General features: G+C 55.7%; 13 protein-coding genes. 3 read left to right on the top strand and 10 right to left on the bottom strand.

What is annotated here, in order from left to right:
• Window positions 1-16: 16 nt before the first annotated feature.
• On the top strand, window positions 17-1,297 hold the full coding sequence (locus tag ACR3ZL_RS07455; protein ID WP_473648510.1) for an amidohydrolase family protein: 1,281 nt from the start codon (window positions 17-19) through the stop codon (window positions 1,295-1,297).
• On the opposite strand, the gene ACR3ZL_RS07450 is transcribed toward ACR3ZL_RS07455, so the two are convergent.
• A complete protein-coding gene (locus tag ACR3ZL_RS07450; RefSeq protein WP_473648511.1) occupies window positions 1,243-2,040 on the bottom strand; it encodes a CPBP family intramembrane glutamic endopeptidase in 798 nt (265 codons plus the stop codon). The genes ACR3ZL_RS07455 and ACR3ZL_RS07450 overlap by 55 nt on opposite strands.
• 130 nt (window positions 2,041-2,170) lie before the next feature.
• Window positions 2,171-3,550, bottom strand: coding sequence for an anti-sigma factor family protein (locus ACR3ZL_RS07445; RefSeq protein ID WP_473648512.1), 1,380 nt, complete (start codon window positions 3,548-3,550; stop codon window positions 2,171-2,173).
• Window positions 3,551-3,871: 321 nt separating this feature from the next.
• On the opposite strand from ACR3ZL_RS07445, the gene ACR3ZL_RS07440 reads away from it, so the two are divergent.
• Together ACR3ZL_RS07440 and dnaE are read left to right on the top strand one after the other, a co-directional pair.
• A complete protein-coding gene (locus ACR3ZL_RS07440; protein WP_473653373.1) occupies window positions 3,872-4,666 on the top strand; it encodes a class I SAM-dependent methyltransferase in 795 nt (264 codons plus the stop codon).
• Between the two features lie 106 nt (window positions 4,667-4,772).
• Window positions 4,773-8,384 (top strand): DNA polymerase III subunit alpha, encoded by a 3,612-nt coding sequence (dnaE, locus tag ACR3ZL_RS07435; RefSeq protein WP_486173336.1) that lies wholly within the window; start codon window positions 4,773-4,775, stop codon window positions 8,382-8,384.
• Window positions 8,385-8,543: 159 nt separating this feature from the next.
• Here the strand turns inward: dnaE and ACR3ZL_RS07430 are convergent, their stop codons facing one another.
• From ACR3ZL_RS07430 to pyrG, 8 genes are all read right to left on the bottom strand, one after another.
• Window positions 8,544-10,253, bottom strand: coding sequence for an FAD-dependent oxidoreductase (locus ACR3ZL_RS07430; protein ID WP_473648513.1), 1,710 nt, complete (start codon window positions 10,251-10,253; stop codon window positions 8,544-8,546).
• A 338-nt stretch (window positions 10,254-10,591) separates the two neighbouring features.
• Window positions 10,592-10,996, bottom strand: a complete 405-nt coding sequence (locus ACR3ZL_RS07425) for a hypothetical protein (protein ID WP_473648514.1) — start codon at window positions 10,994-10,996, stop codon at window positions 10,592-10,594.
• A 9-nt stretch (window positions 10,997-11,005) separates the two neighbouring features.
• A complete protein-coding gene (locus tag ACR3ZL_RS07420; RefSeq protein WP_486173573.1) occupies window positions 11,006-13,690 on the bottom strand; it encodes a hypothetical protein in 2,685 nt (894 codons plus the stop codon).
• A 262-nt stretch (window positions 13,691-13,952) separates the two neighbouring features.
• Window positions 13,953-14,375 (bottom strand): ExbD/TolR family protein, encoded by a 423-nt coding sequence (locus ACR3ZL_RS07415; protein ID WP_473648517.1) that lies wholly within the window; start codon window positions 14,373-14,375, stop codon window positions 13,953-13,955.
• Window positions 14,375-15,319 (bottom strand): MotA/TolQ/ExbB proton channel family protein, encoded by a 945-nt coding sequence (locus tag ACR3ZL_RS07410; protein ID WP_473653374.1) that lies wholly within the window; start codon window positions 15,317-15,319, stop codon window positions 14,375-14,377. Before ACR3ZL_RS07410 ends, ACR3ZL_RS07415 begins: the two co-directional genes overlap by 1 nt.
• A 150-nt stretch (window positions 15,320-15,469) precedes the next feature.
• Window positions 15,470-18,805 (bottom strand): tetratricopeptide repeat protein, encoded by a 3,336-nt coding sequence (locus ACR3ZL_RS07405; RefSeq protein WP_473648518.1) that lies wholly within the window; start codon window positions 18,803-18,805, stop codon window positions 15,470-15,472.
• 145 nt (window positions 18,806-18,950) lie between these two features.
• Window positions 18,951-19,478: a DUF1844 domain-containing protein gene (locus ACR3ZL_RS07400; protein ID WP_473648519.1), complete on the bottom strand. Its 528-nt coding sequence runs from the start codon at window positions 19,476-19,478 to the stop codon at window positions 18,951-18,953.
• Window positions 19,479-19,807: 329 nt separating this feature from the next.
• A complete protein-coding gene (pyrG, locus tag ACR3ZL_RS07395; RefSeq protein WP_473648520.1) occupies window positions 19,808-21,466 on the bottom strand; it encodes a CTP synthase in 1,659 nt (552 codons plus the stop codon).
• Window positions 21,467-21,473: the final 7 nt, after the last annotated feature.

Genomic DNA, 21,473 nt, shown 5'->3' with positions numbered 1-21,473 from the left:
CGTGCCAACGTCACCGATGCATCAGATTATTCGAGCGAAATGGCTGGTCCCCATTGCGAGCGATCCCATTGAAAACGGATACCTCGAAATCCGTGAGGGACGCATCGCAAAAACAGGCCGTGTCAACGAATCCACCCTGAGTGCGTTCAACGTCGTCGACCTGGGCGATGTTGCGATCTTGCCGGGATTGGTTAACGCGCACACACACCTGGAGTTCAGCGATCAAGCGAAACCGATCGGCACACCGGGCATGGAACTTTCCGACTGGATCGCCGAAGTGATCGCCGCCAGGCAAGGTAACCAACACCCGGACAAGTCCACCCCGGAATCCATCATTCGGCAAGGGCTCAACGAATGCTCACGCACGGGCACCGTGCTGATTGGTGAGATCGCGACAACCCCGTGGCCAGTATCGGTAGCGACTTCGGATCAGTGGTACGGTACCGCCGAGGTTGTGGCCTTTGCCGAAACGCTCGGTCTGACTTCGGAGCGTTCGAGCCACAAACTTGAACTTGCCCAGGCTCATCTAAAGGAATACGGACGAAGCGGTGGAATCAGTCCACATGCTCCGTACTCCACGCCACCTGCGGTGATTGAACAATGCGTTGCGATGGCTCAGCAGTACTCGTGCGGGCTGGCAATGCATGTCGCCGAATCGCCAGCCGAACGAGAACTCCTTGAACGCGGCAATGGCCCGTTCGCGGATCGCTTACGCAGCTTCGGACTTCAACCGGATCACTTCTTTCCGTGGAAACAGGACTCCGGCTCGATGCAGGAATCCGGCTCACTTTCCAGTGCGTCGCCCATCGAGTCACTCATTCGGCTTCTGGCAACCGCTCCATCCGCGATGCTTGTCCACGGCAATGACTTGCAAGCCAACGAAATTGCTGAATTACAAAAACATCCCCAGCTAAGCGTCGTCTATTGCCCACGCACCCATTATTTTTTCCGTCATCGCCCACACCCCGTGGACCGGTTACTCGCCGCTGGGATCAACGTTGCTTTGGGGACTGATTCCCGGGCAAGCAATCCCGATTTGAACCTGTGGGGTGAAGTTCAGTGGTTGCTGAACGAACGTCAAGACTTAGCCCCGCATCAAGTCCTAACGATGGCAACCTTAAGCGGCGCCATCGCATTGGACAGAGAAAGCGATTTCGGAAGTTTGGCCGTAGGCAAACTTGCTAAGCTCGTCACCGTCCCTACAACTGCCACCGACACTGAAGCCCTGTACCGGGACTTCACTCAGGAGGATGCAGTTCCGGTCGATTTGGCTTCCGACGCCGCCGACCACAACTGAACCGCGTCGTATAGAGCATGTGCGACGATCGGAATCAATAGATTGCCGGACAAGACTAACAACACTGCGAAATAGAATCCCATCACGCCCGTTACGAAGATGTACAACTTCGTCATTGGGTGGACGAAGCCAAACATAACCGACGAACCGATCAACGCGATCACCATGGGCCATCCCTGGGTCGTCGTCCACCATAGCTGGAACTGTTCTATCCAAGTGGCGTTCGCATCCGGGTGCAAGGCAACCTGGGCCGCAAACCCGCCCCATGCCCACCAAGGACGATCAATCGATGAATCCGCTGGCAGTAACGACAGTCCTTCCAGCCCCGGTGACATGAACTCACCGGACAGATTTGCCAAGAATGGCATCAGCCAACCGCGAAACAGTAACTCCTCGCCAACACCGGCACAAAGGCTGATCGCGAGCAGTTCCCAACCATTCAGCTTCAACATCAACCCGATCATCGGGTGATCACTCAGCTCGTCTAACTTTTCGATAGCAGGGTGTTTGATCCGCCGCAGCACGCTCATGAAGAGCAACAGCGGAATCGTGGCTACAATTCCGATACCGATTCCGCCGACGATCGCCGCCCACTGCTGTGTGGTTGGAACCAGCTCGCGAGCACTTGGGCCAATTAGATAGCCCGCCAGCAAGGCCAGTGCACCTAGGCCTCCTTCGACGACAACCGCAGTGCGAAACAACTCGTCGGGCGTTTGCTGTTCATCCAGTTCCGAGTCCGTCACGGGTATTTGTTTTCGCAAAAAGAGGGGCCGACAGCAGGTGAAAGATCTTCAAATCCTAACCTTTTGTCACACCATCATGCGATGCCCCAGACCGGGGACGCCCGTACTTAGCTGATATTCGCCAACGTTTTCAGCGAATGATCACCAAGACTCGGCTCAAGATATCACGCCCTGAACCCGCCGCAGCGGTGCCCATCGAAAGACCTTGGCGTGTCATTGGCATAAACGTCTTATCGTCCAACAACCGCCGCAACACCGCCAAATCATTCTCTTGGCCTGACTGCAATTCAAGACTGACGGCTCGTTCGTTTTCACCCGTGGAGGCAACGAAACCATCGTGCTGAACTTCAGTTGGATCGATCTTTTCCAGATTATCGGTGATTTTCAAAATGGGCGAATCCGTCACCAAGGACAACCCTACCGACTCCACACCTTCACGATCGTTCAACAATGTGTCGAACAAGCGATCCAGCTTCTTCGCCGAAGCTCGCAGATACAAGATTTGAAACTTGGACTCACCATCAAGCGATTCCACCGACTCGGCCGCTTCCACCAGTGCTCGATCGATCGGTTGCCGAGTCGTTTCCGCCATCCCCACAAGATCCATCGCTTTGTTGACCGATCGGCTGACTCGTCCCGCGGTCGTCAACTTAATGTCGTAAACCAAAACGGCACCAGCAAAAAACTGATCCTCGGGTTGCGACAGCGATACGGATCCAGCCGACGGCATACCGGCCGCGGCAACCGTTCCTGGATCAGCAGCTAGGTCATTCTTCGAATCGACTGCTGAGGCAATCTGTTCCAGATCGGACGCAACATCAGGCTGCGCGGTTGGCTCTTCCATCCGATCCGACTGGGTCGCCGGTTGCCGCGCCGCTAGCGAGGGCATATCCGCAGTCGGCAAAACATCCGCGATCGACATTGGCTCAATCGCTTCGGAAGAGAGCGATGGCTCATTCGAAAACGGTTCCGCAACTGCGAGCGCGGCCTTAGCATCATTGGCTTCAATACCGCTGAACTCACCACCAGGGATGATCTCTTGTGTTTCGTTTTGCGCGAGCGTTCCAGGGGTCCCCGTATCTCGCGTTGCCACGGAAGCTACTGCCACGACCGCGGCCGCGGTGGTGACCAACGCCCCAACCCAAAGCTTCTTGTTCCAATTGCTGGTTCGCTGCGTCGCGACTGGGTATGCCGTGCCTGGGTATGTCGTGCCTGAGAATACTGTCGGTGCGATTTCATCGATTCGGCTTTCGCCAACGCCCTGCTGATCCGCACGTCGCTGGTTCGCGAGCGCCACAACCTGGGCTGCGAAATCTTTGGGCAATCCAGGCATCGCTTGCCGGGCCACCTCACGCAACGATTCGCGATCGGCCAACATCGATTCGTACTGAGCCCGAACGGCAGAATCGTCCCGCAACTTGGCTTCGATGAATTCCAAGTGTTCACCCTCGAGCCATCCATCCAGATGGTCGCTGAGAAGCTGTTCGATATCGGGTGTCGGAACTGACATAACTGTCGGGTCTCAAGATCAGGACGCATCGACAAGTTTCACGAGTCGACGCGGCACATCCGTGCGGTTACAAAGGTTTTTAGGCCAAACGGGCAATCCATGCCAATCGGCAAAACCTGGGATGCGGTGATGTACTCAAAAGTTCCTAAAATAGCGGAAATGCCCTGCAATCCTCGACTCTGATCGTGTAGAGGAGCAGATTTAGGCGGTTTTCCCCCCGTAAGGGCCCGCCGTTTCTATTAAACGCATCGAGCAAATCCGGTCATTTTGAACATGGATCGAGAATCAGTGTTACGGGCCAATCGGCTCTGTTACCAGAAAATGACCGCCGCCGACGCCCCACTTTGCCGAATTGTCTCGGACGAAGAACTAGCCAACCCGCTGAAAACGGTCGACTCGATCAATTGGCTCGGCGGCAATATCCACGGCTGGAAGGTGCTCTGCCTGGCCGGCGGCGGGGGCCGGCAAAGTTGCCTGTACGCGGCCGCCGGAGCCGAGGTAACGGTGGTGGACCTCAGTCCTGCGATGCTGGAACTGGACCGTCAAGCGGCCCGCCGTCGAGGCTTCTCGCCCCGTTTGATCGAAGGGTCCATGGACGACCTATCGATGCTCGCCGGGGCCGATTTTGATCTAGTCGTCCATCCCGTTAGCACGTGTTACCTGCCTGACATAGTGGCCGTTTATCGCCAGGTCGCCACCGTCATGCGAGCCGGTGGCTTGTACATCAGCCAACACAAATCGCCCACTAGTTTGCAAACGTCAATCGGTCGCCAGCACGGCAACTACCAATTGCATCACGCCTATTATCGTGACACCCCGGTGCCGCCACCCGCCAACTCAGATGCCGTTTCTCGCCGGTTGCGTGAACCCGGCGCGACTGAATTCCTGCATCGCTGGGAAGACCTGATCGGCGGGCTGTGTCGATCAGGATTTGTGATCGAAGATTTACGCGAGCCCATGCACGCCGAGGCCAGCCCGGCGATCAATACGTTTGCGGATCGTGCCCGATTTGTCCCCCCGTACGTTCGAATCAAAGCTCGACGCTGCTCCACCGGTTCCGCCGGTGGGGGCTCCGATCAGGCCTCTGAACAGCCGCGTCCCCTGCTGCTAATCTAGTTACTGAATTCCTCTGAATCTTGCTCACTTCGGATCCGCCGTTTCCCACCAGCACGGATCCCAAAGATTCTCTATTCAATCGCACTTTTGAAGGATCTGTTTCGCGATGTCCAACGCAATCATTGCTCCCGACATGAACATCCAAGCCGCCACGGAAATGCCGGAGGAACCCAAGGCGGCACGGCCCTTCACTCACCTGCACTGCCACAGCCACTATTCGCTGCTCGACGGAGCCGGCGACATTGGCAAGCTGGTCAACCGAGCCGTCGAGCATGGGATGAACGCGCTGGCGCTGACGGATCACGGCAACCTGCACGGTGCGTGCGAGTTCTATCGAAAGGCGAAAGACGCCGGGGTGAACCCGATCATCGGCTACGAAGCCTACATCGCGCCCGGTAGCCGATTCGACAAAGGCGGTGCCCGCAGTTCCAAAGCGGCTAGCTACCACCTGACCTTGCTCGCCAAAAACCGGACCGGGTTTAAGAACCTGATCAAGCTCGCATCCGCGGCTTCTTTGGAAGGGTTCTATTTCAAACCACGAATCGATAAAGAGATTCTGGAAAAGTACAACGAAGGCATTATCTGTTTGTCCGGTTGTGTCAGCAGCGAGTTTAGCCGAGCCATTCTGAAGGGCATCGATACCAAGGAACACGAAACCGAAGCTCGCAACATTGCGGGCTGGTTCCACAAAGTCTTCGGTGACCGCTACTTCATCGAGATCATGAACAATGATGTCGAAATTCAGCGGCAACAACTCGAGGGTGCCGTGGAGATCGCCAAACGCATGGGGCTGCCCTTGGTCGCGACGAGTGATTGCCACTACGTCAACCAAGAAGACGCCGAAGCACAGGACATCATGCTGTGCATCAACACGGGCCGTTTCCGAACGGATAACACACGGATGAAGATGGAGAACGACCAGTTCTTCCTTCGTAGCCCCGACCAGATGTACGAGAAGTTTCCTGGCTTGGAAGACGCCTGTGTGCGCAGCCAAGAGATCGCGGACACGGTTGATATCCAACTGGAATTCAACAAGTACTTCTTCCCCAGCTTCCCGTGCCCCGATGAAAAGACGCCGCTGCAATACCTGCGTGAGTTATGCGAACAGGGATTGATGGAGCGGTACGAAGGTGACGACGAACGCATCATCGACGGAAAACTGTCCGACGAAGTGGTGGCTCGCCTGGATCGCGAACTCGACGTTATCGAAAAGCTCGGATACCCGACGTACTTCTTGATCGTTTGGGACTTTGTCAACCACGCTCGCGACATTGGCATCAGCGCAACGGCCCGGGGTTCCGGTGTGGGGGCGATTGTTTGTTACGCCCTTTACATGTCGCACGTGTGTCCGTTGCGATACGACTTGCTGTTCGAACGATTCCTCGACGAATCCCGAACCGAGCCACCAGATATCGATATCGACTTCGAAAAAGAACGTCGAATCGAGGTCATCGACTATGTGAAAGAACGTTACGGCAGCGACATGGTTTGCCAGATCGGAACGTTCGGAACCTTGGCGGCGAAAGCGGCGATCAAGGACACCGGGCGCGCCCTCGGTATCCCGCTTTCGCGAGTCAACCAGATCACCGAACTGGTGCCCGATGAGCTGAAGATCACCATTTCAAAGTCTCTGGAAAAGAGCGCCGACCTGAAGATGGCGTACGACGGTGATCCGGAAATCCGGGAACTGCTCGACTTGGCCATGAAGATCGAAGGCCTGGCCCGCAACGTCGGCACCCACGCGGCGGCGGTTGTGATCGCCGACAAACCGCTGACGGAATACGTTCCGCTGGGACGCGTGCCTGGTAAGCAGGATGTGATTACCCAGTGGGCGATGGTCGACGTGGAAGCGTCCGGCTTGCTGAAGATGGACTTCCTGGGTCTGCGCAACCTGACGATCCTTTCACGAACGGTCAAGCTGGTCGAGGAAACCACGGGCGAAACAATCGACCCGCTGAAGTTCCCGCTGGACGACAAACCGTCTTATGAGCTGCTGCAACGCGGTGAAACGAAGGGAGTCTTCCAGCTCGAGTCCGGCGGAATTCGAGACTTGTTGCAACGGATGAAGCCCGACACGTTCAATGACATTATCGCGACCGCAGCGTTGTACCGCCCGGGACCTCTCGAAGGCGGGATGGTCGACGACTATGTCAATATTAAGCACGGTCGACAACAGCCGGAGTACAAGCACCCGGTCTTGAAAGAGATCTTGGAAGAGACCAACTCGATCATGGTCTACCAAGAACAGGTGATGCGGATTCTCAACCGCCTCGGTGACGTGCCGCTGGCCAAAGCGTACACGTGTATTAAGGCGATTAGTAAAAAGAAACAGGCATTGATCGATGCCAACCACGACGTCTTTATCGAGGGATCAGTCAAAAACGGTCTGGCTGAAAAAGATGCCGAGGACATTTGGAATCTGATCGTTAAGTTCGCCGGGTACGGTTTCAACAAGTCGCACTCGACCGCGTACGCGTTGGTTGCCTACCAAACGGCTTACCTGAAAGCACACTACCCCGTCGAGTTCATGGCGGCGTTGCTGTCCAGTGATATCTCGGGGCGTAACTTCAAACGCAAAGACGCTCTCGTCGAGCACATGGAAGATTGCGACCGGATGGAAATCGAGGTCATTCCACCGGACGTCAATACCTCGGCGGCCGACTTCAGCGTGCTGGACGGCAAGATCCCGTTCGCACTGTCGGCGATCAAAGCGTGTGGTGGTTCGACCGCCATCAGCATCGAAGAGGAACGCAAGAAGAACGGACCGTTCAAGGACATCTTCGATTTCTGTGAACGCGTCGACCCACACGATTGTAACCGCAGCTCGATCGAAACACTGATCAAGGCAGGTGCGTTCGACAGTTTTGGCTGTAAACGAAGCCAACTGGCGGCAATCATCGAACGTGCGATGCAGGCTGGTGCCAAAGTCCAAGCCGACAAAAAGTCAGGACAGGCCAGCCTGTTCGGGGCGTTCGACGAAGAGGAAGAAGCCGACGGCGGCAGCGAAGCGAGTCCCGCCGTGCCGCTACCGGATATCGAAGAGTGGCCGGACCGCGAAAAGCTGCTGGCCGAGAAAGAGGTATTGGGCTTCTACTTGCACAGCCACCCGCTCGCCGAGTTCGAACCCAAGCTATCGACCTTCCGCACGCACACAACTGCGTCGCTGGCCGAATGCAAGGACCGCGACGAAGTGATCATGGGCGGCATGATCAGCAGCATCAAAATCGCTCACACTAAAAACCCGAAGCCGGGTAACCCCAGCAAGTACGCCAACTTCGATCTCGAAGACATGCAAGGCAACGTTCGCTGCATCTGTTGGCCCAAGGGCTTTGCCGTTTGCGGCGAACGGATTCAGCCGGACGCCGTTGTGCTGGCGAAGTGCAAAGTCGACCGCCGGGGCGGTGGTGATGAAGTCAACTTGATCATTGACGAACTGACACCACTGGACGAACTGGACACCCGCTTCACCCACGGGATGCGAATTCGTCTGGACGAAGCTGACCACGACGAAAACACGATCTCCAAGGTCCGTGAAATTGTTCGTGGGTACCCCGGCAACAAGGAACTGCTGCTCTCGATGGCTTTGCAGGAAGGGGAAACACTCCACTTCAAAGCCAACAAGTTCCGTGTCGACATCACCCCACAACTACGTGAACGACTCGACGACTTGTTAGGCAACGGGCACTACAAGTTATTGATGAGCAAACCGCAGCGGTAATCCTCAAAGCTCCAACAAGCTCACCAACCTGGTGAGCTTGGGGCTTCTGATGAGCTTGGGACCTAGATTAAGCCATCACCCAATCATGTGACCGGCGATCCGAAGCCCATCACGTTGATGACGCAACGGGCAACCGGATTGCCGAACGCTTACCGAGCCTCACTCTGACGCTTTGCTTGCTTTCACTAAAACTTGCCCGTCTTCCAAAAGTTTTTTCTTGAGCGTGTCATAGCTCACCTTTTGAACTGGCGTCCCGTCGTCAATCGCTAAACAGGCGGCGGTACCGGCGGATTGACCTAAGATCATGAAGACGGGCTCCATGCGAATCGAGCCGAACGCGATGTGGCTCGATGAGACGCAAACCGGGACCAGCAAGTTTTCGCACTGGGCCTGCTTGGGAACGATCGAACCATAGGCAATTTCATACGCACGGTGCGGATGAACGCCGATGTCGCCCTCGTTCTGCACCGTACCATCGGGTTTGACGTATCGCTGAGTGTTGTGGGAATCCAGAGTGTACGATCCCATACCAACCGAATCCGGCGTGCTCCGTTTGCCGAAACAATCGTTTTCCGTCATCACGTATTCGCCGATCATCCGGCGAGCTTCGCGTATATAGAGCTGATGCGACCAGCCACCGTTGTCGAGAAACTCATCCTTCGGTAGCCCCCATTTCGACATCGCCTCGCGAACTTCTTCAGGGACGCGTGGGTCATTCGCCATGAAGTACATCAGACCTTTCTGATAAAGTTCATGTTCCGCGATGATCTCGCGTCGACGTTCGTAACTGCCGTTGGGGTAGTCATAGTTCATCCCGATGTTATCGGTACTGAAAGGACCGTGATTGTTCGTGTCGGTCTTCCCATTAGGCATGCGGTCAAATTTCCTGAACTGCTCTCGCCAGCCATAATCGAAAACACGAAGCAACAATTCGTATTGATCTGGGTCGTAGCCTTCGGGTTTCGCAAACGGGATCCGATTTTCGGCGACGTTGGTCAAACACATCCGAAAGCAATAAGCCTGAATCCGGTGGTCGGCTTCGCCACGCTTCCCCGGATCTTCCGCACTGATCCGCGGCAACAATCCGCTGCTGGGATCTCCGGGCGTCCGATAAGGATCGGTGGGCTCGGTGAAGTGATGCTTGTGGTGCAAAACCCCGACCTGAACACCATTCCATTGTTCGTCATAGACAGAATTCGCTTCGCGACCAACATGGAAGTCCACTCCTGCGGCGGCCATTAGATCACCTTCATAGGTCGCATCGACAAAAATCTTGGCTGAATAGACCGTGCCATCGATCGTTTGAATCGAGGTAATTCGCTTTCCGTCACAACTGACGCCCCGAACGGTTTGCTTCCCGGACGGATCCTCCAACGGAGCTCGGTCGATCCACTGATCACGAAACACATCAATCTCATTTTCCTCGACCCAAGCCTCAAAAATGCCTTCCGCAACGTGAGGCTCAAAAACCCACATCGCTGAATCGCTTGGATCGTTCTTGGATATCGTTTGATTCGCATCGCCAAAGTCGGACTGCTTCTGCCAAGTCCACGCCTCGGGCGACTGATAGTGTTGCCAGACGCGTTGATAGAATTCGCGACTCAAGCCTCCGATAACCGACTTATCGCCCGAATCGGTCCATCCCAGACCACCGGAGGTCAGACCACCCAAATGTTTTTCGGGGCACACGATGGCAACCGACTTGCCCATACGTTTGACCTGCACGGCCGTCGTGACGGCAGCACTGGTACCGCCGTAAACAATAACGTCATAGTTGGATTTTGATTGCGCCGAAACTTGGCTAGCAAATGACAATAGAGCGACCGCAACGAGCGTGACAACACGCGTAAAAACGGGGGAGAAACGCATCAATGTTCCTATGAATGGCGTGGTGAATCGAACGAATTTTGAAGCGGGCAAAAGGCGAGTTGAAGGTAACGGTCGTCAACCGAGAGGACTCAATCCGCTCGCTACTGCCCAGGCCTTCGTTGCCCGACCGAAAGAGGTGCGGGAAAACTATAACCAATCAAAAACGCCAGCACACGCATTTTCCGCTCATCGCACCACTTAAGCAGATGCACGACTGAACAGCACACACACACTCAACCGCGACTTTTGACGAACCACTGGCCTCCCAATCGATTGAGATGGCTCACGCGCACAGAACCGACTCGCACACACAGTAACCGCAGTGTGGTGAACGCCGGTTACCGCAAGTCGTCGACGGCGAAGGCTTCGACCTCGAAAGGATTTTCGCGATAGCCATCGCGACCGATGGCGTAAAGAAAGCCGGATGCCAGAAGATAGGCGGGTAAAAAGAAAGGCCCCCATCGAGCGTACTGCCGAACGTGCACTCGTTCGTGAAGTCGTGTCACATCCAACAAGTGAGTCGTCTGGCCCAAAACCACATGCCCGATCGTCATCGCGGCCGCCGGGTTAGGCAGTCGCTTCAAGATCCGGGCGATATGTCGGCCGTGGATTTCGACCACTCCTTCGACGACTTGAAAACGTCCGCCCAAAAGCAAGCCAATTGCCAGCGCCAAAAGCGTATTGGGTGAAGCCCAAAGATACCCCAGTGCAACCATCAAACGGCGAGGGTGGCGACTAGACATCAGCAAGAATCATTCGCCCGCGGTCTCTTCATAGATGGGCAAATGGCGGTAGTAGACTTCCAAATTCAAAAGATTCATCGCGCTAACGTACAACCGCCCACCGTGCGGGCTCCAACGATCGGGAACCGGAAACTCGGGATCCCAACTTCCAGCTTCCGGACCACGTTTGATTTGGCTGTCGATCAAAACGGGATTCAGATAACGATTCCATCGGTCCCAATAATCACCGCCCATGTGGAACATCACTTGGGTCGCGTAATACCAATAATAGGTATCGCGTTCGGGAACTCGCCGCGTGCCCACACTCGGCGGGTATTTCAAAATGTATTCCGCCGCCGATTGCATGTCAGGATTGTCACGACTCCATCCCGTATACATTCGCATCAGAATACCAACCGCTGTCATGGTCGGCGTCGCTTTACGTCCGTGAGCCTGTTCGGGCGTGTTGGGTGCAAACGGGTTGTAGACGTACAAGTCACGGCGAGTCGGACTGACCTTGGCGAGCCCCAACCATCGCTCGATCCCTTTGTACGTATCTGACGAAACCTCCAGCCCGGATAAATCACCACTCTTCAGCGCCATCATCATCCAACCGGTCACGCTGGTATCGCTACTTACCTGCGGCGTGTAACGCCAACCGCCTCGACGTGAATGCTGCGTGGCCTCGATGAAGTTCAAGCACATCTGGGCCGGTTCACGGAGCTCACTGTCTTGGGTCATGCCGTAAGCTTCACTCATCGCCAACGCAGCGATACCATGGGAATACAAAGCGACGTTGGCGTCACTGACAGGGTTTTCGAGCCGATACAGATCCCCGTTGGTTTTCTGATTCCGAACCAAAAATTCGAGACCCTTGGCCACCACCGCGGCATATTGATGCTGGCGGTGGGTGTAGCCAGCGCCTTGGAACGCCAAAAGACACATTCCCGTTGCCGCCGTATCGCTACGCAGCAAAACGTCTTCCCCATGTCCTTGCAGCGACCAACTTCCGTCGGGGTTTTGAATCGACGCAAGATAAGCGAGCCCTAACTCGATCGCTTCTTCCGTAGCCGGCCCCACCATGCCTGCCGGTGCAGGAGCAGCACCACCATTGGTTCGCTGGACACGACGACTGAATTGCTCAACCGCGGCGACAGCCATGCCGGCCGGAGTGACGGGACCACCCACTTCACGGCGTGGTCTGGGATCCCGCTTCATATCCATCGAAGCCATTTCGACAGGCTCTTCGGATGGTACCATCCCCGCTTTTTCAGTGAAACGCTTGGCTAACCCCACTGGACCATCGGGAGCATCCAGTTCGAAGACCGGATCCGCCGACGCTGACAATTCCGGCAAGTTCGATTCGGAAGTTGTGCTGGAACGCTCGACCTCCAAATCACGTTTCGCCATCGCGGACAATTCCTCGTCCTCTTCACCGGCATCCCCGTTCGCATCCGCTGCGTCGGCCATCATTTCAGAAATCGCACCCACATCGGGAGCATCGCCAGCGGCTTGGCCTTGACCGCCTCGACCACGACGACGCGTCGAACGAGGTCGACCGTAGTCTTCCATCTTGGGCTGTGGCATGCCCGCCATTGATGCCAGCTCGCTACGCTGCGGCAGATCACCAGTGGAATCGGATTCCTCGCTACTGACACTCGGCGAGGGCGTCTCCGACGGCGCGGCTGAGATTTGTGCACCGACCGCTTCGCTACGACGCTGCATCGGAGTGTCCAGGGGAACCAGCATTCGCTCGGCGCCCACATCCAGCTTTGCCACTGCAACGGTTGGCGGGGCGGGAGCCGATCCCGCCGGCGCGGCTCGCTCGGTACGACGACGCTGACTTCGATCGCGAGCGACACCGGACGATCCCACCTGAGGCATCGAATCGGCAAGCTTACGAATCGCTGGCGTCGGTGATGGGGTTGGATCAAGTTTTGGCAAATCCGGAGCCGTGGCCGCGATCGACATTGACGGTTTGCTTCGCTGGCGTCGCGGCCGACGCGGTTCGTTTGCCTTTTCAGCCCGCGCGACTTCCGCGGCAGGCATCGGAGTCGGTGCCACAGCCGGAGCTTCAGGAGCCGCTTCGCTTACGACCGACGGAGCATCACGCTGGACTCGACGACGCGCCAATTTCGATGGCGAGTCAGCCGGTTTCGGCTGCGATGCGACCGGCTCAGGCCGCTTCATCAAAAACTTCTGCGGCGTGTTCTGTTGCGGCTGGCTTGGCTGTGGCATTTCCAACCGTGGCGCCGAACGCTGAACCGGAGGAAGCTGTCGCTCTTCGCGTGGGATCACCCGTGAAGTGGTTTCCGCGTCGACGGGTTGAGACCAATCCGGCGTCGCGGATTTGGTTTCCGTTGGCTTTTGAAATAGGTATTCAGGGACCGTCTTGCGAATGGGAGATCGGTCGGGCTTCACCCCTGCGAATGCTTCGGGGAAGTAGTGTGGAAAAATGACCCACCGGATCGCCAAGATCAACAACAACAAGTGCACGATCGTGCTGAACAAGAAGCCTACCTGAACCGACTTTTGGACGTATCGCGATGCGATCAGGTGCAGCGTCGCGGAGATCGCAACGGTGATCAGCGGCACCAAAATCAAATACGTCCACGCGTTGTACAGCCAACGCGGATCATCGAACGCGAAGTTCGTCAGCACCATGTACAGCACCAACCCGCCTAGCGCGGTCATGCCCACATCGAGCGGCCACATCCTTTCGGCTTGGTCGATTTCCATTTCTTCGAGCGGCAACAATGGGTTGGCCGAAGGTGGAGGCGGTGGCGGGCTAGACGTTGTCACAAAGAGAGCGATGAGTAACGAGTAAAGCGGTTCGAAGTTCGAGCGAATTGCAGTACGAGCAACGAGGATTCGATTCTGAACAAAAAACGAAGTGCAGACGAACGAATACGAGCTCGAGTCGGGTTGTTGAAAAGGAACAGTGAAAGGCTCCCGCCAGCCGTTTCACTAAAATCGGTCAGCCCGAAGGGCCGTCTTTCGTTGTCACGCTGTAGTCACTGACTCCGGTGCGATTGCAAACGTCCATCACGTTCACAACCGGCTGGAAGCTGGCCGATTGGTCAGCCCGAATCACAACGGTTTGATTGGTCGGATTATTAGCAACCGCCTTCTTGAGCAACTCTTCCAGCTCCTCCATCGGCGTCACCTTGCCACGCATGTAGATCTTGCCAGTTTCATCGATATCGACGACGACCTCGCGTGGTTTGCTGGTCATCGGCACCGCACTGGTTGCTGACGGCAGCACGATATCAAGCCGCCGCTCCTCATCTTCAAACTCGCTGGTCACGAGGAAAAAGATCAGCAGCAAAAACACCACATCAATCAATGGCGTCAAACTCAGCGTGCCGGCGATGTTCGATCGTTTCAGTTCAATAGCCATCAGTTCGAAACCACTGGCGGAGGTGCAGGCGAACCATTGGCGTGTTGCCCATCGATCGGTGGCATCGATCCGACCGGCGGCGGAGCGGCACCGTCGATCGTTCGCAAGTTGCCGTCAATGTCGAGCTTCGATCGCCCAGTGAATCGCACCAAGCCCGGCGCGACGACAAAAGCCAGCTCTTCGATTCGTTGGAACAATTTGGTGATTCGGTTCTCTAGATACTGAGCGAAGATCGCCGCTGGAATGGCGACCACCAAACCTGCCAGCGTCGTTACCAGAGCAGTATAAATCCCTTCGGATAACTGCTCGCTACGGCTTCGGTCCGCTGTCAACGTACTGGACTGATGGAACGCCACAATCATTCCCCAAACGGTGCCTAGCAATCCCATCAACGGGGTCGCGGCGGCGGCCAAGGTCAACCAGCGAACGGGCGCGGCATAGCGATCCGCTTCACGCTGAATCGTTTCAGTAGCCGCACGTTCGATTTCGCCAAGCGGTTGTCCGGTCCGCATCAACATCGATGCAATCACGCGTCCAGCCGGCGAGCGATTCTCCTGACAAACTTCGTATGCGGTCGCTGGCGGGAAGTGGTCCTGATTCGCGACAAGTCCACCCAACTCTTCGACAAGTTCCGGCGGAATAATCTTGCGAGTTCGCAGGGAAAGCGATCGTTCTATCGTCAGCGTCACCACCAGCATGCTCATCAAGCCGATTGGCAACATGAACCAACCGCCTCGTGAAATCAGCGACAACAGATCGATGCCCGAAGGTTGGTCGCTGCCGAGTTGCTGGCCTTCGTCAGGCGCTTCGTTCATCACCGATTCAATATCAGCAGCGTCGACGATCACGTCGTCCGCGGTATCCTGAGCTTCCGCGGTATCCTGGGCCGACAGAGGCGATTGCCATCCCCCCGGCATTCCCATGATCGAAAGCACCAACGCCATCGCAAGGCCTAACGCCCATACGCTCGTGCGGGGACTCAAACGATCCTGGGAAACGGGCCCAGTGATTCGTTTGGTGACGGACGAGAAAAAAGTCATGCGTAAACTTTCGTTTTCAAAATTCGGAGCCGTGTTTCAGCGGACAGTTTATCATCAAGCCTGCAACGAACGAAGTCGTTCACTAGCCTTGGCTGACAGTTCATGGTTGGGGTGTTTGTCGACGACGTATTGGTAGAACTTCACCGCATAGCCGCGTGCCTTGCTTTTGGCGGACTCCGTTTGAGCAGAATCGACCAGCAATTCCGCACAGCGGGCTGCTTCAAAACCGCTCTTGGCCTGCCAATTTTTAATGTCTTCGGGCGCTTTTTCAGCCCCGAAACCAAACATCACGCGTTGGAATTCCGGAATCGCTTTGGAGAATTCCTTTTGGGTAAAATAGATCTCACCCATCATAAATCGAGCCCGTGCAGCTAGCACATTGCGATAGTTGTCCGCCACTTGGCTGTACAACTTCAAAGCTTGCTCTTCATTGCCCGCCTGCTGATAAGCAAAACCGGTTTCGTAGAAAACCTGAGGCAAATAAGTCGTCGCCGGGAAGCGTTCTCGCAGTTCATCGTACCAGCCGATCGCATCGTCCCACTGCTTCATTTGGGCGGCCGCTTGTCCGCCATGCAACAGCGTCAACTCACGCACCTGACGCTCAGCGCCGTCGCGAAGAGTCTTTCCAGTATCGTTATCCGCCTGAATCTTTTCGCGAGCTTTGCCGTACGCTCGCAACGCATCGGAAAACCGATCTTGCTTGAACCTTGATTCGCCCACCATCATCATGGCATCCAAGATCAACTCGCCATCACCGGCCTCGCGAAACTGACGAACAAACACGGCTTCCGCGGCCGGATAATTACCGGCGTTGAAATAAGACCAGCCCAAGCGATAGAGCGACTTTTCGAGCAAGTCTGGCCCCGGAGCTTTTTCAACCGCAACCGAGAACGCGTTGGCTGCCACATCCCACTTTTCATCGCCGTAATACTTCTGGCCAACGAAGTACGCGGCTTCGCCAAGCATCGTGTTGTCGGGATACTGCTGCATCAAGGATTCAAATTGCTTGATCGCCCCAGCCTCATCACCGGATTCACGCAACGACCAACCGAGCTCGTAGAGCACCTTGTCCATGCCGGGATAGTCAGGCACTTCGCTGGACAAACGCGAAAGCATTTCGGCAGCAGCTTTGGAATTGCCGACGTTCTGTTCGACTAGCGATAATTCGTACAAGCCATGACCGAGATGGATCCCATCCGGTTTGGTATCCAAGAACTTTTGCAGGTCTTCTCGTGCGGCATCGTTCTGTTTCAAGTTTCGCTTCGCGATACCACGAGCCAACAAGGCGTCGTCATAGATCGCATGCTGGGGAAATTCTTTGGTGACCGCGTCCAGCGTTTGCACCGCCGGTGCGTAGCGTTCCAGTTGAATCTCAGCCCAACCTTTGCCGTACATTGCAAACGGAACCAACGCCGGATCGCGTCGGTCGGCGAGCACGGGATCGAAACGCTTGATCGCCTCCTCGAAATCACCGGCATCGCTCGCAGCTTGTCCCAACTTGTATCCTGCTTGAGCGGCAATCTTGGACTTTGGCGAACTGCTTACCAGTTCCTTCCAAATCCCTGCAGCCGCTTCTTGGTTTCCTGATGCCGCTTGAGCGTTGCCAGCCAACAAGAAAGCTTCATCGCTGCGAGCCCAACTGGGATCAGCCGTCCGGCTCGCCTTAAACGTCTCGGCCGCTTTCGCCGTGTCACCCGTTTGCAGTTCCGCTTGTCCTTGCAACAACAACGCTTCCGCCTTCAACGCCGGAGTCTTCAGCGAGTCCAGGTTCCGGGTAATTAACGCGATCGCATCGGCGGGCTTTTCAGCAGCCGTCAACGCAGCCGCACCTCTCAAAATCCACATCGGACGTTGTGGATTGGACTGGTATTCCGCCTTTTCAACCAACGCGGTGTATCGAGCGGAAGCTTCGGAAGGATTCCCACCCAGCATACGTGCTTCAGCGCTGATGAACTCAGCGTCGGGGGCGAGCGGATCGCTAGCAAATCGACGCATAAAATCATCGGCAAGCTGTTGTGCCTTTTCATGTTTCGCCAGTGCCAGTGCGGTGAATGCAGCGTTGTAAATCGCTCGCGGAGCAAGCGGCGATGTCGGCGATAGGTTCGCAGCCTTTTCAAAACGCTGCAGTGCTTCTTCAAGTCGTTCGGGAAGAAACGACAACGCCTCCGCCGCGTCGAGTTCGAGGTTCAATTGATACTGTCCCTCCGCACCAATCTTGATCTGGCGTGATGCCACATCGAACGCCGATTGAGCAGCCTCTTTTCGAGCGTCTGATCCTTCCGGCGAGGCCGCTGCGGCCGTGAGGTCGATCCTTGCCAACCAGTGTGCCGCTTCGGTACTGGCCACGGGATCGTCTTCGGTCAACACCCGGCGAAACCCATCGGCCGCTAAGGCAATGTCACCAGCCTGGTAGCGGGTTTGCGCGGCGGCCAACATCGCTGCCGACGTGTACCGAGATTCGGGAAAATCTGCGACCAGATTTTCATATCGCTTTGCGGCCTCATCCGGCTTCTTCAACCGGACTAACGAATAAGCTTGGCGAAAGATCGCATATGCCTGGTCATCATCGGTCGCTAATCCAGACTGGTCGCTAACGACCTTTTCAAACGACTCGACTGCCTCGTCGAACTTCCCGCTGGAAACCTGTAAATCACCAAGTCGCAACAAAACGTCGACGACCAAATCCGTGTCCGCACACGAACTGAGCAACTGCTGGTAAGACTTTGCCGCCGCATCGCCTTGGTTCAATTCTTCCTGAGCCACGCCGCGGGCGTACAACGCGTCGCACCGGAGTGAAGACTCATCCGCGTCACTTAACTGCAATAACTTGCTGTAGTAATCGATCGCTTCTTGAGGCTTCCCTAAAGAATACGAACACTCGCCGCTGTAGAAATACGCTCGATCGCGATATCGCGTCTTTGGGCTTTCTTTCAACAATTGTTTGTAGGCATCCAAGGACTCTTGCAAGAACCCCTTGTCAACTTGTTCCTTCGCCATCGCAACGGCGTAGAAACACCAACCGCGGTTGGACAGGCTTTCCTCCCGCAAATCGTATTCTTTGTTCTGCAGCGCCAAACCAAACGACTTCGCCGCCTCGATCAATTGTGGCGGATCACTCTGCATGTAACACACGCCTAGGTAGTGAGCCGCTTTCGGTGCCAGCTTATGTCGCGGGTGTTTATCTAAAAAATCCTTCCACTGCTCGATCGCCAAATCCACGGCGCCGTTGGTTTGAAAGTTGGCCGCGTCGGCATAGATCGCCATTGCCGCCGGATCGGCCGCCTCTTCCTGAGCAACCGACTCACTCGACATCCCAATGCCAATCAGGCAATGCGAGACGAGAACGATCAACGCCAATCTGGCTTTGCAAAACGGGCGAAAATTCGGCATCGCGTTAGGACTCTGGAGATTCATAAGGGCGAGTGAAATCGGCGTCATTGCAGGTGAGAAGCGTGATGTCCCGGCGTCGCTACCCGCCAACGGCAGGGTCGGATGCCAGGACCAACGCTCGGAAAGTTTTCAAGACCGAAACGGCCTAGCCGCGAACGCCGACGTAAGTCATTCGCAAAGCATGCAAGGCTTCGTTCAGCATTTTGGATTCGTCAGCGGACAAGTTGCCCTTCGTCTTGACCTCGAGCATTTCGAGGGTATCGATGGTGTGTTTGGCCATCGGTTTATCGACCTTGGTTTGACTACCATCGGGACTTGGCATTTGTCCCAACGCCGAGATCGCTTGCGTGAACAACATCGAAATTAGCACTTCGAAACTAGCCGGTGGCAGCTTCGGTCCCGAGCCGGGCTGGTCCTTTGCCGGCGTGGATGCTGACTCGTCAGCGGCCACTTCATCAGCTCGCTGTTCACTAGCGGAAGCCTCGGTGCCAGTCGACTCGGCAACATTGGACTCGGCAACATTGGACTCTTCGGCCTTTGACTCAGCACTGGAATCCGTTCCCACGTCTTCCGCCGTGTCGGCCAGTTGTTCTTTCTCTTTGGCGACCTGCTCTTTCCAATCCGAATCAACAATGATCTTAGGTGCAGGTTCGTTGTCACTAGGTGAGGTCATGGGGATACTTCGCTCCTGAGTGGTGGATGCTCGGAAAGAATCTCGAGCATTTGGTTTGAACTTCCAATCAGATGAAAGCTCTTCAACAGAGAATTAATGTTCGGGGACGACGTTTCTTTCGAGATACGGAAGAGGGCCCTGAAGCCCAGTCGATTAGTTCAAGTTCACTAGGTTCAAATTCACCGCCGCGCTTGCAACCAAGCACGGTACATTCGGGCCGCCAGTGACGTCCGTTGCCAGCAATCTCATTCGGAAACCGATATCGAGCACGCTTTGTTCAACACAAAAGATCCATGGCACCTGACCACGATCGATCATCTGCTTGAAAACTAGGACTTACTGACCACTTCGGCGGCGGGTGCGTCCATTTCATCAGTGACTCGCTTTTGACGTCGTTTGATCGACGCTTCTACAAAGTCACGGAACAACGGGTGCGACGCCAACGGTTTGCTTTTGAATTCAGGGTGGAATTGAGCCGCGACGAACCAAGGGTGCGATTCAATTTCGACAACCTCGACCAGCCCACCATCAGGACTGAGCCCACTGAATGTCATGCCTGCCTTTTCGAACGCCTCTCGGTATTCGTTATTGAATTCGTATCGGTGTCGGTGTCGCTCGGCAACCGCTTCGACTCCATATGCAGCGTGTGCCTTGGTACCCGGCACCAATCGCGATGGCTGGCTACCCAAACGCATGGTGCCGCCCATTTGGGTGACATTTTGTTGTTCGTCCAACAGACAGATCACCGGGTACGGCGTGTCCTTGTCGAACTCCGTCGAATGAGCTCCAGCCATGCCCATCACGTTGCGAGCGTATTCGATGACGGCCGTTTGCATGCCCAGACAGATTCCGAAATACGGGATGCCGCGTTCGCGAGCGAATTGGATCGCTTGCACTTTGCCTTCAACACCGCGTTCGCCGAATCCGCCGGGAACCAAAATGCCGTGATAACCGCTAAGCAACCGCTCGGCACCTTCGCGTTCGATATCACTGCTTTGAATTCGGCCAATGCGAATTTGAGCATCGTGGCTCATGCCGGCGTGGTCAATCGACTCGTAAATCGACTTGTAGGCGTCTTTGTGCTCGGCGTATTTGCCGACCACCGCGATGGAAAGCTCGTGTCGTGGATTGCGAAGCCGATGCAACAGGTCATTCCATGGCGTCATATCGAGGCTGCCCGCCCCAGTTAGCCCGAGCTTTTGGACAACCAGCTCGTCCATTTTGTTGTCGACCAAAGAAATCGGCACTTCGTAGATCGAGAAGTCCTTATCCTTTTCTTCGATGACGGCTTCCGTTTTGACGTTGCAGAACAACGCAATCTTTTCGCGGTCTTCACGGCTGATCGAACGCTCGCAGCGACAAACCAAAATGTCAGGCTGAATCCCGATTTCGCGAAGCTGACCGACCGAGTGCTGGGTCGGCTTGGTTTTCAGCTCGTCGGCGGCCTTCAAGTACGGCACCAAGGTCAGGTGCATGTAAAGGACGTTCTCGCGTCCGACGTCCAGCGAAAATTGCCGAATTGCTTCCAAGAACGGCAGGCTTTCGATATCCCCGACCGTACCACCGATCTCGGTGATCACGACGTCGACGTCGTCGCCGCCCATGCGTTTGATCACACGTTTGATTTCGTTGGTCACGTGCGGGATGACCTGGACCGTTTTGCCCAGGAATTGGCCCTTGCGTTCTTTTTCAATCACCGACAGATAGATCTGGCCGGTCGTGTAATTACAGTCGCGGTCCAGCTTGCCGGACGTGAATCGCTCGTAATGGCCCAAATCCAGGTCGGTTTCGCTGCCGTCGTCCAGGACGTACACCTCGCCGTGCTGATACGGGCTCATCGTGCCCGGATCGACATTGATGTACGGATCCAGCTTTTGCATGCGGACGCTTAATCCACGACGCTCAAGGAGCATGCCGATCGAAGCGCTGGTCAAACCTTTGCCGAGCGAACTAACAACGCCGCCGGTCACAAATATATGCTTAGTCATGCCCGAT

Source organism: Rhodopirellula sp. J20-39 (assembly GCF_057365095.1).
The sequence above is the reverse complement of the archived record's forward strand: the minus strand, read 5'-3'. Positions and strand labels throughout refer to the sequence as shown.

Excerpts from the sequence above, each read along its gene's own strand:
- ACR3ZL_RS07400 (WP_473648519.1), bottom strand. The coding sequence starts at position 19,478 with ATGACCTCACCTAGTGACAACGAACCTGCACCTAAGATCATTGTTGAT.
- ACR3ZL_RS07430 (WP_473648513.1), bottom strand. The coding sequence starts at position 10,253 with ATGCGTTTCTCCCCCGTTTTTACGCGTGTTGTCACGCTCGTTGCGGTC.
- ACR3ZL_RS07455 (WP_473648510.1), top strand. The coding sequence starts at position 17 with ATGCATCAGATTATTCGAGCGAAATGGCTGGTCCCCATTGCGAGCGAT.
- dnaE (WP_486173336.1), top strand. The coding sequence starts at position 4,773 with ATGTCCAACGCAATCATTGCTCCCGACATGAACATCCAAGCCGCCACG.
- ACR3ZL_RS07410 (WP_473653374.1), bottom strand. The coding sequence starts at position 15,319 with ATGGCGTTGGTGCTTTCGATCATGGGAATGCCGGGGGGATGGCAATCG.
- pyrG (WP_473648520.1), bottom strand. The coding sequence starts at position 21,466 with ATGACTAAGCATATATTTGTGACCGGCGGCGTTGTTAGTTCGCTCGGC.
- ACR3ZL_RS07420 (WP_486173573.1), bottom strand. The coding sequence starts at position 13,690 with ATGTGGCCGCTCGATGTGGGCATGACCGCGCTAGGCGGGTTGGTGCTG.
- ACR3ZL_RS07440 (WP_473653373.1), top strand. The coding sequence starts at position 3,872 with ATGACCGCCGCCGACGCCCCACTTTGCCGAATTGTCTCGGACGAAGAA.
- ACR3ZL_RS07405 (WP_473648518.1), bottom strand. The coding sequence starts at position 18,805 with ATGCCGAATTTTCGCCCGTTTTGCAAAGCCAGATTGGCGTTGATCGTT.
- ACR3ZL_RS07415 (WP_473648517.1), bottom strand. The coding sequence starts at position 14,375 with ATGGCTATTGAACTGAAACGATCGAACATCGCCGGCACGCTGAGTTTG.
- ACR3ZL_RS07445 (WP_473648512.1), bottom strand. The coding sequence starts at position 3,550 with ATGTCAGTTCCGACACCCGATATCGAACAGCTTCTCAGCGACCATCTG.
- ACR3ZL_RS07425 (WP_473648514.1), bottom strand. The coding sequence starts at position 10,996 with ATGTCTAGTCGCCACCCTCGCCGTTTGATGGTTGCACTGGGGTATCTT.